The organism is Marinobacter gudaonensis, assembly GCF_900115175.1.
Lineage (GTDB): Bacteria > Pseudomonadota > Gammaproteobacteria > Pseudomonadales > Oleiphilaceae > Marinobacter > Marinobacter gudaonensis.
The window spans coordinates 2,782,370-2,795,348 of the sequence record NZ_FOYV01000001.1 but is presented as its reverse complement, the minus strand read 5'-3'; the positions used below and the strand labels follow the sequence as shown (position 1 = coordinate 2,795,348).

The following is a 12,979-nucleotide window of genomic DNA, read 5'->3' as shown; positions in this document are numbered from 1 at the left end:
CTCAGGGCTTGCCGTGCGTCCGGCGCCAGGCGCTGGGCGCAACCCGCTCCCACTTGCGGAACGCCCGTCCGAAATTGGAGGGATCACTGTAGCCGAGCAGGTCGGCGATCTCGTCGATGGACAGCTCCGGGCGACGTAGCAGCTCCATTGCCCGCCGGTGACGCAGTGCCTCCTGGAGCTGCTGAAAGCGCACCCCCTCAGCCGCCAGTTGCCTGCGCAGGGTTCGAGCCGATACCTGCAGACGCCCGGCGACCTCTTCCAGGGTAGGCAATTGCGGGCTGCGCCCGGCCTCAAGCAAGCGGGTCACCCGATCCGCCACCGATGTGGCCCCCTCAATGAAACGCATCTCCTCCCGACACTGGGCTTCGGCAATGCGGCGCGTTACCGGATTGGACAGCGACATGGGCGACGTGAGGAAATCCCGCCGGAACCGCAGCTGGTTGGCACCTCCGCCGAACCGGATCTGATCGCCGAACAGCTGGCGGTAGGGTGCGACATCCTCGGGTTCGGGCAGATCGAGCCGGCAGTGGCCACCCTCAAACAGGCGGCGGCCAAACAGCAGCAGGTTGACGTCCATCAGCGACGCCATCACCACATCCACATTGAAGCGGTAAAGCGCCTCCACCGAGTGATTGAGATCCAACTGGATCACCGCCTCGGCGTCTTCCACAAAGAACGACAGACGCATGTAGACGAACCGGATCTGGAAATACTTGATCAGCACTGACAGCGCCTGCTCCAGTGTGTCGCAGCTGATGGCGGCCTGGGCCAGGGAGCCGTGGGTGGTGAATTTCAGGCGTTTGCCGTATTCCAGCCCCAGCGCGGGATCGTCACTGCGTTGAAGCACCTCAAGACAGAGCTGGCTGAACTGATCCACGGTAATGAAGTTGTCCGGGTGGCCGAGCATGGAGGGACGAATGCCCGCCGCCGCCAGCAGCCCCGGGCGCGGCAGCCCGCGATCCTCGGCCAGCTGGCAGAGAATATCCGCATAATGCGCCCGGATAACGGGCAGGTGTCCGGTAAAGCCGGGAGCATTCATGGGTCAGGCGTTCTTCCGGTCTGGTTGGTCTTCCGGTCTTGTTATTACGCTCAGACTAGACCGCCGTGAGGCTTCCGGCAATTACCCTGGGGCCGCGTTGCGGGCGGCTCTGCTGCCAGACCAGAATTTTTTCCCGAGAGACTGATCCGCCCATCCGGGCAAACCGTAAACCATAACACTGACAAACCCGGGACGAGTGCATAGAATGATGACCAGAACAAGCTCAAATCATGCGACTGTCAAGGAGCGTCCGGTGACCACACTGGATCAGAAGCCAGCAAGTTCCGAGGGCCGGAAAGACCCCTGGAGCCAGATGCTGCAGAAAGTGGGCAAAAATCAGGATCGCGAAGCGTATCGCGCGCTGTTCGAGCATTTTGGCCCACAGATCAAGTATTACGCCATGGCGAACGGCCTGGCCAGCCATGCAGAGGAGCTGGTTCAGGAAGTGTTTGTCTCCATCTGGCGTCGCTCCTGTTTGTACGATTGGCGGAAAGCGGCCGCTTCCACCTGGATCTTCACCATTGCCCGGAATCAGCGCATCGATATGCTGCGGAAAATGCAGCGCACCAGCGCCGAGATGCCGGTTGAAACCGAGGATCTCTGGCAGATTCCGGGCGAGAATGAAAACGAGCCGGTGACGTCACTGCATCGTCTCATGTCAGAAAGAAGGATTCGCGATTCCCTGAGTCATCTTCCAGAGGAGCAGATCACGGTCATCGCGAAGGTTTACATGGAGAATAAGTCCCACCAGATGGTGGCAGATGAACTCGATATTCCCCTTGGAACCGTGAAGAGTCGGGTTCGCCTGGCATTGAACAAACTGAAAGTGATCTTGCAGGACCAGAACGTATGACACGGCACCATCCCGACAGCCTGAGCTTGATGGAATACAGCGCAGGCAACCTGAGTGAGCCCCATGCCCTGTGCATCCGGCTCCACCTGGACAAGTGTCCGCACTGCCGTAGCCGTGTGGATACCCTGGACAGTCTGGGCGCTGTCATGATGGAACAGCAGCCCAAGGTGAGTGTCTCGGAAAACATGTTCGACAGCATCATGGCCCAGATTGAGGTTGGCAGCGCTTCGGATAACGATACGGCACCTGAATACCGTGCTCCCCGGGTGGGCGCACTTCAGAAACTGCTGGGTGACGATCTGAACAGCCTGCCCTGGAAACGTCAACTGGGAGACGTGAGCGTTCTCGATATCACGGACCGCTTCCCCGGCCAGAAAGAGCAGGTGGTGCTGCAGAAACTGGCGGCCGGAGGCAAGGCGCCGGCACACACCCACCGGGGTGAAGAGACTACGATTGTGTTGCAGGGCGCGTTCGCCGACCAGAAAGGCGTGTTCAACCAGTGGGATTTCGTGGTCCTGAACGACGAGGATGAGCACAAGCCGGTAGCAGTGGGGTGCGAGGATTGCATCACGCTGTCGGTGCTGAGCGCGCCGGTCAAGCTGACCGGTACCTTCACCAGGATGCTCAACCCGTTCATCCGGTAAATTCAGTGATCAGGTAGTCGGGAAACCGGGGGTCAATGGCCCCCGGTTTTTTTTGGCTAACCGAAACACCCGGCCCCGGCAATGCCTTGATGGTTGAATTGACCTCTGTGCCTGCGCCCCTACACTTGAAAACAACACCGGCTTATTCCTGACCATCAAAAAAGCGTGCCGACCGACCCATGCCCGACATTATCGTGATGTTCTTCCTGCTGGGCCTCGTGGCGGGAACCGTTAAATCCGACCTGTCGATTCCCCGCGAAGCCTACGACATCCTCAGCCTGCTGCTGATGCTGACGATCGGCCTGAAAGGCGGCATGGCACTCTACGGCAACCTGTCGCCGGACTTGCTGCTGGAAATGGTGGCGGTTGCCGGTCTGGGCTTTACCCTGCCCCTGCTGATGATTCCGATCCTGCGTTATGGCGTCGGCCTGTCGATCGCCGACACCGCCAGTTTCGCCGCCCACTACGGGTCTGTCAGCGCCGGCACCTTTGCCGTGGCGCTGGCCTGGGTTGAAACCCGCGGCCTCAGCGCCGGTGGACAGGTCACGCTTTATCTCGTGTTGCTGGAGCTGCCCGCCATCATGGTCGGGCTCTGGTTCTACCGCCGTTTCGGCCAACGCACCGGCAACGCCCAGGGAGCGCCGCTTTGGCAGGAAACCCTGACCAATCGGAGCGTTATCCTGCTGGTCGGTGGGGTGGTGATTGGCGCCCTTTATGGCCCGGGCCAGGGCACCGGTGTGACTGCGCCGCTTACCAGCGCCTTTTCCGTGATCCTGTCGTTGTTCCTGCTGGAAATGGGGCTGGTGGCGGCCGAAACCCTGCGTAATCTGAAGTTGCGACATTGGCGGGTGGTGCTGTTCGGGCTGGCCATGCCGCCGGTGCTTTCGGTCGCGGGCCTTACGGTGGGCACCCTGCTGGGGCTTGGCACCGGCTCCACCGTGATTCTCGCCACCCTGACCGCCAGCGCGTCCTACATCGCCGCTCCGGTAGCCGTGCGCCATGCCGTGCCCGACGCCGACATTGGCCTGGCCATGCTGGCCTCTCTGGGCGTGACCTTCCCGTTCAACGTGCTGGTCGGGATCGGCCTCTACTACAACCTGCTCAGCTGGGCGGTACCGGTCTAGTGTCCCCTACCACGGCAGTTCCGAGCCATCCCAACTGAAGAACCGGCCGTTGCTTTCGTCCCCCAGCCCCTCCAGCACCCTGACCAGGTTATCCGCGGTTTGTGCCGGTGTGTGCACCTTCAGTTTGGCCAGCGACTGGCTGAACGGCTCACTGAGGGCCGATTCCGTTGTGCCCGGATGCAGGGCCACGCAGGCAATCGGTTTGCATCGACGCGGCAGCTCGATGGACAGATTGCGCACCAGCATATTCAGCGCCGCCTTCGAGCTGCGATAGGCATACCAGCCGCCAAACCCGTTGTCGGTAATTGACCCGACCTTGGCCGAGATGGCCGCTATCCGCTTGAACTCCCGATGTCGCAGCCAGGGCAGCAACGCCCGGGCAAGCAGACCAAATCCGGTGGCGTTAACAGCAAACGCCCGCGCCAGATTGGCCGGTTCCAGATCCTCCAGCCGCTTCTCCGGAAACATGCCCTGGCCGTGCAGCAGACCGGCCGCGTAGATGAAGGTGTCAATGCCGTCATCCCGTCCCAGGACTGGTTCCAGGGCCTCGGCAACCGCCCGGGGCGACGCTGGGTCCTCGGCGTCCCAGGGCAACAGGGTACAGCGTTCTTCCGTGCGCAAAGGCTCGGGCGCGGCGTCCGGGTTCCGGCAAAGGCCAATCACCCGGGTATCCGGCTCCCGCTGCAGCAACCGCTGGGCCAGCGCCCCACCAATGGCGCCGGAGACGCCGGCAATGACAACTCGTTTCATGGCATTCCTCCTGGCTGAACCAGTACATACGCAGAATCTGGCGTCTGGACCCTGGTGGCAGTGAACCAGCAAATTAAAACGATCGTATGAAACCGGTGTTCCAATTCCTGTTTATGGTTCCTGGACGGGTTTCTTCAGAAACGATGCAAACCCATGATTACACAGCGCAACTGGGAGAGAATCCATGCAATACCAGGCTCCGGCGAATGACCTTCGCTTTCTATTGTTCGATGTTCTGGGTGTAGACCGGCTGCACGAGCTGGAAAAATACGCCGATGCGACACCGGATCTGATTTCGGCGGTGATCGACGAGGCAGGCAAGCTGGCGGCCGAGGTGATTCAGCCTACGAACACTGCCGGCGATCGTGAGGGTTGCCACTACGATCCGGAATCCCGGTCGGTGACAACACCCGAGGGCTTCAAGGAGGCCTACCGGAAGTTTGTCGAGGGTGGCTGGACCGCGCTGGACGCACCGCTGGAGTTCGGAGGCCAGGGCCTGCCCCACACCCTGAAGTTTGTAGTGGACGAGATGGTCTGCTCCACCAATCTGTCACTGGGCATGTACCCCGGCCTGACCCACGGCGCCATCAGCGCCCTTTATACGCACGGTTCGGACGAACTCAAGCAGACCTACCTGGAAAAGCTGATCTCGGGCGAATGGACCGGAACCATGTGCCTGACCGAGCCCCAGTGCGGTACCGACCTGGGCATGATCCGAACCCGGGCCACTCCCAACGACGATGGCAGCTACGCCATCGAGGGCACCAAGATCTGGATTACCGGCGGCGAACACGACCTGGTGGACAACATCGTGCACCTGGTCCTGGCCAAGCTACCGGGCGCACCGGACACCACCAAGGGTATCTCATTGTTCGTAGTGCCCAAGTTCCTGCCGGACTCCGGGGAACGCAACCCGGCGTTCTGTGGCGGCCTTGAGCACAAGATGGGCATCAAGGGCTCTGCCACCTGTGTGATGAACTTTGAGGGCGCCAAAGGCTGGCTGGTGGGCGAGCCCAACGACGGCATGCGCGCCATGTTCACCATGATGAACGAGGCCCGCCTGATGGTGGGCATGCAGGGCCTGGGGCTGGCCGAAATGGCCTATCAGGAAAGCCTGGGCTTCGCCCGCGAGCGCCTGCAGAGCCGTTCACTGAGCGGCCCCAAGAACCCCGACGGCCCCGCAGACCCGATCATCGTGCACCCGGATGTGCGCCGCATGCTGATGCGCCAGAAAGTGCTGAACGAGGGGATGCGGGCCCTGGCCCTGTTTACCGGCCACCAGCTGGATCTGTCTGCTGCCCACCCGGACGAAGCCGTGCGTGAATCGGCTGACGATCTGGTGCAGCTGCTGACTCCGGTGGTGAAAGCCTTCCTCACCGACGAAGGCTTCAACAACGCCAACACCGGTTTGCAGGTTCTGGGCGGTTCCGGCTTCACCACCGACTGGCCGCTGGAGCAACTGGTCCGGGACGGCCGGATTGCCCGGATCTACGAGGGCACCAACGGCATCCAGGCAATGGATCTGGTGGGCCGAAAGCTGAGCCTGAAAGGCGGGCAACTGGTCCGTGGACTGTTCGGTGTGCTTGGTGGCTATCTCAAGGACAACCCCGATGCGCCGCACGGCGAGGAGCTGAAGGGCGCCATCAAGGCTCTGGAAAGCGCCACCCTGTGGCTCGCCTCCAACGCGCCCAAAGATCCGGAGCAGGCCGGCGCGGCGGCCACGCCTTATCTACGCCTGATGGCCCTGACCGTGATCGGCTACCTGTGGTCCCGGATGGCCAACGTGGCCAACCGGCAACTGGCCGCTGGCGAGGGCAACAAGCCGTTGCTGGAGAGCAAAGTGGTTTCGGCCCGCTTCTACTTCCAGAAGCTGCTGCCCGAGGTGCACTGGCTGCTGGAGGACATCCAGAGCGGCAAGGATAGCCTGATGGCGTTTGAGGACGATCACTGGGCGGCGTAAGCGGTCATCGGCCAGGGCGCGACTGCCCTGGCCGGAAATGACCGGCATCTGGCAGCTTCTGACCTTCAGCGCGCCAGTACTCCAACCGATAATAGGCACGTTGATTAGTGTCTCTGAACTAGTCCTGCCCAGTTCTCCGTCGGACTGGGCAATTTTAAAGCCACGCCCCGCGTGGCTTTTTTTATGGGCATTTTTTGTCGATGCAATCGCTGGGTTACAATGGCGCCCTTTGGTTCTGGCGGATATTTCGCCTCGCTCACGAGGACACCATGAAAGCCAACGACTACGCGTTCCGCTTTGGCGGCATTGAACGACTCTACGGTCGCAGGGCCCTGACTGCGTTCCGGGACGCCCACATAGCCATCGTCGGCCTGGGCGGTGTTGGCTCCTGGGCCGCCGAATCCCTGGCACGCAGCGGCATTGGCACCCTGACCCTGATCGATATGGACGACGTTTGCGTGTCCAACACCAACCGCCAGCTCCATGCCCTTGAGGGCCAGTACGGGCGCACCAAGACCGACGCCATGGCAGACCGGCTCAGGGCGATCAACCCGGTCGCCGATATCCGCGTGCACTTCGGATTCCTGACCACCAAAAATGTGGCCGACCTGATTACCGAACAGATGACCGGCGTGGTGGATGCCATCGACAGCGTCAAGGCCAAGGCGGCCCTCATTGCCCACTGCCAGCGCCGCAAGATCCCGCTGGTGTGCGCCGGTGGTGCCGGCGGACAGATGGACCCGACCCAGATCCAGGTGGCGGATCTCAGCAAGACCACCCAGGACCCACTGCTGGCCAAGGTCCGTAACCTGCTCAGACGGGAATACGGTTTTTCCCGCAACCCCAAGCGCCGCTTCGGCATCGAGGCCGTATACTCCCTCGAGCAGCTGACGTATCCTGCCGGAGACGGCGAAGTCTGCCTGCAGAAGCCGGCCACCGATGGCCCGGTTCGCCTCGACTGCGCCTCCGGCTTTGGCGCCGCCAGCCCGGTGACCGCCAGTTTCGGTTTTTTCGCGGCGTCCCGGATTCTGAACCGGATTGCCCGACGCGCCAGCTCGTAACTCCATCATTCACCGATCAAGGGACCTGAATTCATTATGCCTGTCAGTACTGTCCTGCTTCTTGCCAGCATTGGCGTCCTATCCCTGTTCTGCCAGTGGCTTGCCTGGCGGGTCCGGATGCCGGCCATCCTGTTCCTGTTGGCGGGGGGCATCGCGGCAGGCCCGGTTCTGGGCTTCCTGGCACCGGAGGTAGTGTTCGGAGACCTGCTATTCCCGGTCATTTCCCTGGCGGTTGCCATTATCCTGTTCGAGGGCAGCCTGACCCTGCGCTATGAGGAAATCCGCGGCCACGGCAAGATGGTCCGCAATCTGATTCCGGTGGGGTCCATTGTTACCTGCATCATAGGCACCCTGGCCGCCCGCTGGATTCTCGATGTGTCCTGGGCGGTGGCCCTGCTGTTCGGCGCCATTTCCATTGTTACCGGCCCGACGGTGATTGCACCACTGCTGCGGTCGGTGCGTCCAGATGCCAAACTGGCCAACATACTACGCTGGGAAGGCATCATCATTGATCCGGTGGGTGCCCTGCTGGCCGTTCTGGTGTTCGAGGGCATCGTGTCCTGGGGCCAGGGCAACGTGTTCGGCCACTCTCTCTACATCTTTGGCAAAACCCTGCTCGTGGGTTTCGCCATCGGCGCCATTGCCGGTTACCTGAACGGCATTGTGCTTCGCAAGCACTGGATTCCCCAGTACCTGCACAACGCAGGCACCCTGACCTTCATGCTCGGTGTCTACGCCATTTCCAATGAACTGGCCCATGAGTCCGGCCTGTTGACCGTAACGGTCATGGGCATCTGGATGGCCAACATGAAGCAGGTACCGATCGAAAGCATCCTGGAGTTCAAGGAATCCCTGAGCGTACTGCTGATCTCCGCCCTGTTCATTATTCTGGCAGCGCGGGTGGAATTCTCTGCCATTGCCGAGCTCGGCTGGGGCCTGGTGGCGGTGCTGGCACTCCTGATACTGGTGGCTCGTCCTCTGAGTATCTTCCTGTCCGCCATTGGCACCAGCCTGAACTGGCGGGAGAAACTGTTCCTCAGCTGGATAGCGCCCCGGGGCATTGTGGCCGCGGCGGTGTCAGCGTTGTTCGCATTCCAGCTTCAGAAGCTCGGCTATGAGAGTGCCGCCGCCCTGGTGCCCCTGGTATTCATGCTGATCATCGCCACGGTCACCATACAGAGCCTGACAGCCCGACCGGTGGCGAGACTGCTGAAAGTCGCCGAGCCTGCGGAGTACGGCTTCCTGATTCTGGGCGCCAACCCCGTGGCGCGGATGATCGGAAAGGCCCTGAAGAAGTACGAGGTGCCGGTCACCCTTGCGGACACCAACTGGGAGAATGTGCGCCAGGCGCGCATGGATAATCTGCAGGTGTATTTCGGTAACCCGGTGTCGGAGCACGCCTCCACGCACCTGGACCTGACCGGCATCGGCAACCTGCTGGTGATCTCACCCTACAAACACATGAACTCCCTGGCCACCTACCACTTCCTGGACTGGTTCGGGAACAAGTGCGTGTTCAGCCTGGCCGAGGGTGACCAGGACCAGAAGGCCCGGCACCAGACCGCCGAGAAAATCCAGATGACCCGGGGACTGTTCGATGGCGTAAGCTATGCCAAGCTCGCCAGCCTGGTGAGTCAGGGCTACACGGTGAAAACCACCCAGCTCAGCGAAGAGTTCGGGTACGAGGACTTCCGGAAAAAATACCAGAACCAGGCTCTGGTCCTGTTCACCTTCGACAGCAAGGAACGTGTGGCCCCGGTAAGGAGCATGGACGAACTTAAACCCGAGGACGACTGGGTGCTGATCAGCCTGGTGCCGCCCCAGGCCCGAAAGGAACGCAAGGACAAGGACGGCGGGGAGGAGCCTTCAGCCAGTAAGGAGCCTTCAGCGGGTAAAGAGCCTTCAGCCAGCAAGGAGCCTTCAGCGAGTAAAGAGCCCTCAGCCGGCACAGACCCCTCAGCGGCAGTCTAGCACCAGCTTGCCGCGCACGTGCCCGCCCTCAAGCATCTCGTGGGCCTGGGCCACGTCCTCGAGGGGGAAGGCTTTCTCGATGTGGACCCGGACATCGCCGTCCTCGATCAGCTCGGCGATCTCGTCCAGATGGAAAACGTCGGGGCGCACGGTCATACCATGGGCGCGCAACCCCATGGCTTCCGCCTCGCTGATGATCTCGTCGGCGGTAACGGTGGGTATGGTCACCAGCACGCCCTGCTCGCCCAGGGTGTGCAGGGAGCGCTTGCCGGTGTCGCCACCGATCAGGTCCAGCACCACATCCAGACCGTAGCACTCCTCGACAATATCGGTAGTGCGGTAGTCAATCACCTCATGCACGCCCAGCTCGGCCAGGAAATCGCGATTACCGGCTGAGGCTGTGGCAATCACGTGGGCGCCGCGCTCCCGGGCAAACTGCACGGCAAAATGGCCGACACCACCGGCGCCGGCGTGGATCAGGATCTTCTGGCCCGCTTCCAGTTTGGCCACCTCAAACAGGCCCTGCCAGGCAGTCAGGGCCGCCAGCGGTAACCCGCCCGCGGTTACCAGGTCCAGCTCCTCCGGCACAATGGCAAGCTCATCAGCCTCTGCCACCGCGTATTCCGAATAGCCGCCACCCGTGGCGGGAAAGCCGACCATGCCCATGACACGATCACCGGGGGTCAGGGTTGTGACCTGTTCGCCAACCGCCACCACTTCACCGGCGATGTCATAACCCGGTGTCCAGGGCAGCGAATTTTCGATCTGCCGGGCCGCGAATCCCAGCCCCTTTCGGGTTTTCCAGTCGATGGGATTCAATCCTGCGCCGTGTACCCGCACCAGCACCTGCCCCTCGGCGGGTGTCAGTACGTCCGACCGGACCACCTGCAGGACATCACGCTCGCCAAAGCGATCGTAAATCACGTGGCGCATGCTGGATTCGCTATTCTGGTCAGCAGTCGTTGGCATCGGGATCTCCGGACAGCGGGTTTACGGGATTGGTCAGCGGAAAGCTAGTTGAAGTAAAGCACAAACGGGCACGAAAGCCTAAAGCCCATGCCCACCGGGCACCACGGCGCCACCCAGAATGGCGGCAAACTCTGCCGGCGCGCGGGACGGTCTCTGTGTCTTCAGGTCGACGCAAGCGTGCGTGGAAACGGCCCGCACCAGCACCCGGCCATCGGCCGGCCGCACCAGCTGGAACTGGCGGGAGGAGCGGAACCGGCCGTCAAAGTCGGTCAGCCAGGTACCCAGCACCAGTTCGTCGCCGGCGTTGGCCGCCGACAGATAATCAATCTCGGTACGGGTAATCGCCATGGCCTTGCCGGTTTCCTCGTGCAGCGCCCAGGTCATGCCCAGACTCTCGATATGAGCCCAGCTGACCTCCTCCAGCCAACGCACGTACACCACGTTGTTGGCATGGCCCAGACGATCGGTGTCCTCCGCCCGTACGGTAATGTCCATGGTGAAAGGACCCGGCAGGTCCCAGGCAATGTCGGATGCAGGCATTACGGTTGGTCTCCAAGGCCACTGATGGCTGAAAAAGGTATCCGGCCAATCCGGTCGTTGTGAAGTGAACCAAAGTATAGGTAGTCACCGTGAGGGTTAACCGAGGTGATCTCCTGAAGATGTTGGCCACTGGGGTCATGGAGACTCGTCAGCACCTGCCCGTCCCGGTCAAACGCCAGCACCAGTCCGTATTCCTGGGGTACGGGCTTGAGGCTGTCGGGGAGCTTGGCCACCAGTTCTTTCAGCCATGGCAGAGGGTGTAGTGTATCAATGGTGGCGTTGCGGAGAGTCGGGAAAGCCACCCAGTAACGGCCGCGCGCGTCCAGGGCCAGGTTGTCTGGAAAGCCCGGCAGGTTGTCGGCAAACACTTCCGTCTGCCCCGCCCTGGGCCCTTTGATCCAGTGCCTCAGAATACGATATTTCCAGGTCTCGTTAACCAATACGGCGTCGGAATCCGGTGACAGCGCCACACCGTTGGCAAAGTAAAGATTGCGCAGTACCACTTCGGTCTTGCCGGTTTTCGGCGAGTAGCGCAGCAGGCGCCCGTGGGGTCGCGTTTCCAATAGATCAAGCCGGTAGTCCGGTTGCCGGAACCTGGAACTGGCATCGGTGAAATAGATGGTGCCGTCGTCCGCGATGTCGACGTCATCGGTAAACCGGAAGGGCGTTCCCTCCGCCTCACGGCTCAGGATGGTGACGTTTCCCTGGGGACTCACCGACAGCAAGCCCAGCCAGGCATCAGCAACAATCAGATTGCCGGCACGATCGAACACCATCCCCAGTGGTCGACCGCCGGTGTCTATCCACTTCTCCACCCGGCCGTCGGGAAACACGCGCACGATGTAGCCGTCCTGGGTGCCGGTGTAAAGCACTCCGTCTTCACTGACAGTGGTATCTTCCGGCCCATAGACCTTGCCGAGCGCCAGCAGGTCGGCCTGTTGCAGGAGAGTGTTGGGCGCCAGGGCCCCGTCAAGCCCGGGAGGCGGCGGTGGGTTCCAGGCCTTACTGTCGACCGGTGACGGCGTCAGGAGAAACCCACCCAACAGCAGGAAAATGACCAGCACTCCCAGCATCAGCCATTTCATACGCTATTTCCGCCCTCTTTTGCCCGTTTTTCTGGTTATTCGCGACAAAACAACCTTAACAGACAGTCTGTGCGACAGGGAAACCGGTCGGCGAAACCGGTCACTGCCCGGAACTCAGAAAACGGCGGCACAGCGCGGCAAAGGTATCGGCTTTCTCGGCGTGCAGCCAGTGGCCGGTATCCTGAATGATTCTGAGTGTGGCGGCGGGAAACAGCTGCTCAATACGCTCCCGATGTTTCTCCTGGATGTAGGCGGAATCGGCCCCTTTGAGAAACAGGACTGGCCCCTCGAACGAGCCCTCTCCTTCCGGCGCCCGGGTCAGCTTGCCATAGCAGGCATCAATCACTGACAGGTTCAGGCGCCAACGGAAAACCGGACCGCCCGCTTTCTGCTCATCCGCCGGGATGCGCTCCAGATTTTTCAGGAGAAACTGCCGCACGCCGGGCGTCTCCACGAAGTCAGAGAGCAGGCGGTCGGCGTCCTGGCGGGAACGGACATCCGCCAGGTGAATCCCGGTCAACCCCTCGATGATGGCGTCGTGCCGAGCGTGGTAGTCCACCGGGGCAATGTCCGCGACAATCAGTTTTTCCACTCTCTGTGGCGCCATCAGGGCCACTTGCATAGCCACCTTTCCGCCCATGGAGTGGCCAAGAAAACTGGCCTTTTGAAGCCCCTGCGCATCCATATAGGCAATCACATCGTCTGCCATGGCCGGGTAATCCATGGTGTCGGTGTGGGGTGATGCGCCGTGATTCCGCTCATCCAGGGCATGGATCTGCCACTGGTCTTCAAGACGGCGGGCAATACCTCCGAGGTTGTCCAACGACCCGAACAGACCGTGCAGCAGGATCAGGGGTGGGCCTTCGCCGGTGATGCGATGATTGAGAGCAACGCTCATGGGGGAGAGTCTCCGGTATTGGTCTGGAATAAGAGACTGGATACATTACCACCTCTGTGCTTGCGGGCAAGATCGGTGGGGAACG

12 protein-coding genes are annotated in these 12,979 nt (G+C 61.5%); 6 read left to right on the top strand and 6 right to left on the bottom strand.

What is annotated here, in order from left to right:
* Window position 1 precedes the first annotated feature (1 nt).
* Window positions 2-1,039, bottom strand: a complete 1,038-nt coding sequence (locus BM344_RS12570) for an AraC family transcriptional regulator (RefSeq protein WP_091990393.1) — start codon at window positions 1,037-1,039, stop codon at window positions 2-4.
* Window positions 1,040-1,292: 253 nt separating this feature from the next.
* On the opposite strand from BM344_RS12570, the gene BM344_RS12565 reads away from it, so the two are divergent.
* The 3 genes from BM344_RS12565 (at window position 1,293) to BM344_RS12555 (ending at window position 3,660) form a co-directional block, all read left to right on the top strand.
* Entirely contained in the window at window positions 1,293-1,892 is a 600-nt protein-coding gene (locus tag BM344_RS12565) for a sigma-70 family RNA polymerase sigma factor (RefSeq protein WP_091990388.1), read from the top strand.
* Window positions 1,889-2,536, top strand: a complete 648-nt coding sequence (locus BM344_RS12560; protein ID WP_091990385.1) for a ChrR family anti-sigma-E factor — start codon at window positions 1,889-1,891, stop codon at window positions 2,534-2,536. Before BM344_RS12565 ends, BM344_RS12560 begins: the two co-directional genes overlap by 4 nt.
* Window positions 2,537-2,715: 179 nt before the next feature.
* Window positions 2,716-3,660: a sodium-dependent bicarbonate transport family permease gene (locus BM344_RS12555; RefSeq protein ID WP_091990382.1), complete on the top strand. Its 945-nt coding sequence runs from the start codon at window positions 2,716-2,718 to the stop codon at window positions 3,658-3,660.
* A 6-nt stretch (window positions 3,661-3,666) separates the two neighbouring features.
* Here BM344_RS12555 and BM344_RS12550 read toward each other — a convergent pair whose 3' ends face one another.
* Window positions 3,667-4,410 carry an SDR family oxidoreductase gene (locus BM344_RS12550; RefSeq protein WP_091990379.1) on the bottom strand — a complete coding sequence of 248 codons (744 nt, stop codon included), beginning with the start codon at window positions 4,408-4,410 and terminating at the stop codon, window positions 3,667-3,669.
* Between the two features lie 184 nt (window positions 4,411-4,594).
* Between BM344_RS12550 and BM344_RS12545 the strand changes: the two genes are divergently transcribed.
* From BM344_RS12545 to BM344_RS12535, 3 genes are all read left to right on the top strand, one after another.
* A complete protein-coding gene (locus BM344_RS12545) occupies window positions 4,595-6,370 on the top strand; it encodes an acyl-CoA dehydrogenase C-terminal domain-containing protein (protein WP_091990376.1) in 1,776 nt (591 codons plus the stop codon).
* A gap of 269 nt (window positions 6,371-6,639) precedes the next feature.
* Window positions 6,640-7,431: a tRNA cyclic N6-threonylcarbamoyladenosine(37) synthase TcdA gene (gene tcdA, locus BM344_RS12540; RefSeq protein ID WP_091990373.1), complete on the top strand. Its 792-nt coding sequence runs from the start codon at window positions 6,640-6,642 to the stop codon at window positions 7,429-7,431.
* A gap of 36 nt (window positions 7,432-7,467) precedes the next feature.
* Window positions 7,468-9,402: a cation:proton antiporter gene (locus BM344_RS12535; protein ID WP_091990370.1), complete on the top strand. Its 1,935-nt coding sequence runs from the start codon at window positions 7,468-7,470 to the stop codon at window positions 9,400-9,402.
* On the opposite strand, the gene BM344_RS12530 is transcribed toward BM344_RS12535, so the two are convergent.
* From BM344_RS12530 to BM344_RS12515, 4 genes are all read right to left on the bottom strand, one after another.
* Window positions 9,388-10,371: an NADP-dependent oxidoreductase gene (locus BM344_RS12530; protein WP_091990367.1), complete on the bottom strand. Its 984-nt coding sequence runs from the start codon at window positions 10,369-10,371 to the stop codon at window positions 9,388-9,390. The two genes, BM344_RS12535 and BM344_RS12530, sit on opposite strands and share 15 nt — an antisense overlap.
* 78 nt (window positions 10,372-10,449) lie before the next feature.
* Entirely contained in the window at window positions 10,450-10,911 is a 462-nt protein-coding gene (locus BM344_RS12525) for an acyl-CoA thioesterase (protein ID WP_091990365.1), read from the bottom strand.
* Entirely contained in the window at window positions 10,911-11,996 is a 1,086-nt protein-coding gene (locus BM344_RS12520; RefSeq protein ID WP_091990361.1) for an SMP-30/gluconolactonase/LRE family protein, read from the bottom strand. The genes BM344_RS12525 and BM344_RS12520 overlap by 1 nt, the downstream gene beginning before the upstream one ends.
* A gap of 100 nt (window positions 11,997-12,096) precedes the next feature.
* Entirely contained in the window at window positions 12,097-12,894 is a 798-nt protein-coding gene (locus tag BM344_RS12515) for an alpha/beta fold hydrolase (protein WP_091990358.1), read from the bottom strand.
* Window positions 12,895-12,979: the final 85 nt, after the last annotated feature.

What these genes read in the sequence shown, in the direction of transcription:
- BM344_RS12520 (WP_091990361.1), bottom strand. Translation starts at nt 11,996, where the DNA reads ATGAAATGGCTGATGCTGGGAGTGCTGGTCATTTTCCTGCTGTTGGGT.
- BM344_RS12530 (WP_091990367.1), bottom strand. Translation starts at nt 10,371, where the DNA reads ATGCCAACGACTGCTGACCAGAATAGCGAATCCAGCATGCGCCACGTG.
- BM344_RS12560 (WP_091990385.1), top strand. Translation starts at nt 1,889, where the DNA reads ATGACACGGCACCATCCCGACAGCCTGAGCTTGATGGAATACAGCGCA.
- BM344_RS12515 (WP_091990358.1), bottom strand. Translation starts at nt 12,894, where the DNA reads ATGAGCGTTGCTCTCAATCATCGCATCACCGGCGAAGGCCCACCCCTG.
- BM344_RS12550 (WP_091990379.1), bottom strand. Translation starts at nt 4,410, where the DNA reads ATGAAACGAGTTGTCATTGCCGGCGTCTCCGGCGCCATTGGTGGGGCG.
- BM344_RS12570 (WP_091990393.1), bottom strand. Translation starts at nt 1,039, where the DNA reads ATGAATGCTCCCGGCTTTACCGGACACCTGCCCGTTATCCGGGCGCAT.
- BM344_RS12535 (WP_091990370.1), top strand. Translation starts at nt 7,468, where the DNA reads ATGCCTGTCAGTACTGTCCTGCTTCTTGCCAGCATTGGCGTCCTATCC.
- BM344_RS12525 (WP_091990365.1), bottom strand. Translation starts at nt 10,911, where the DNA reads ATGCCTGCATCCGACATTGCCTGGGACCTGCCGGGTCCTTTCACCATG.
- tcdA (WP_091990373.1), top strand. Translation starts at nt 6,640, where the DNA reads ATGAAAGCCAACGACTACGCGTTCCGCTTTGGCGGCATTGAACGACTC.
- BM344_RS12555 (WP_091990382.1), top strand. Translation starts at nt 2,716, where the DNA reads ATGCCCGACATTATCGTGATGTTCTTCCTGCTGGGCCTCGTGGCGGGA.
- BM344_RS12545 (WP_091990376.1), top strand. Translation starts at nt 4,595, where the DNA reads ATGCAATACCAGGCTCCGGCGAATGACCTTCGCTTTCTATTGTTCGAT.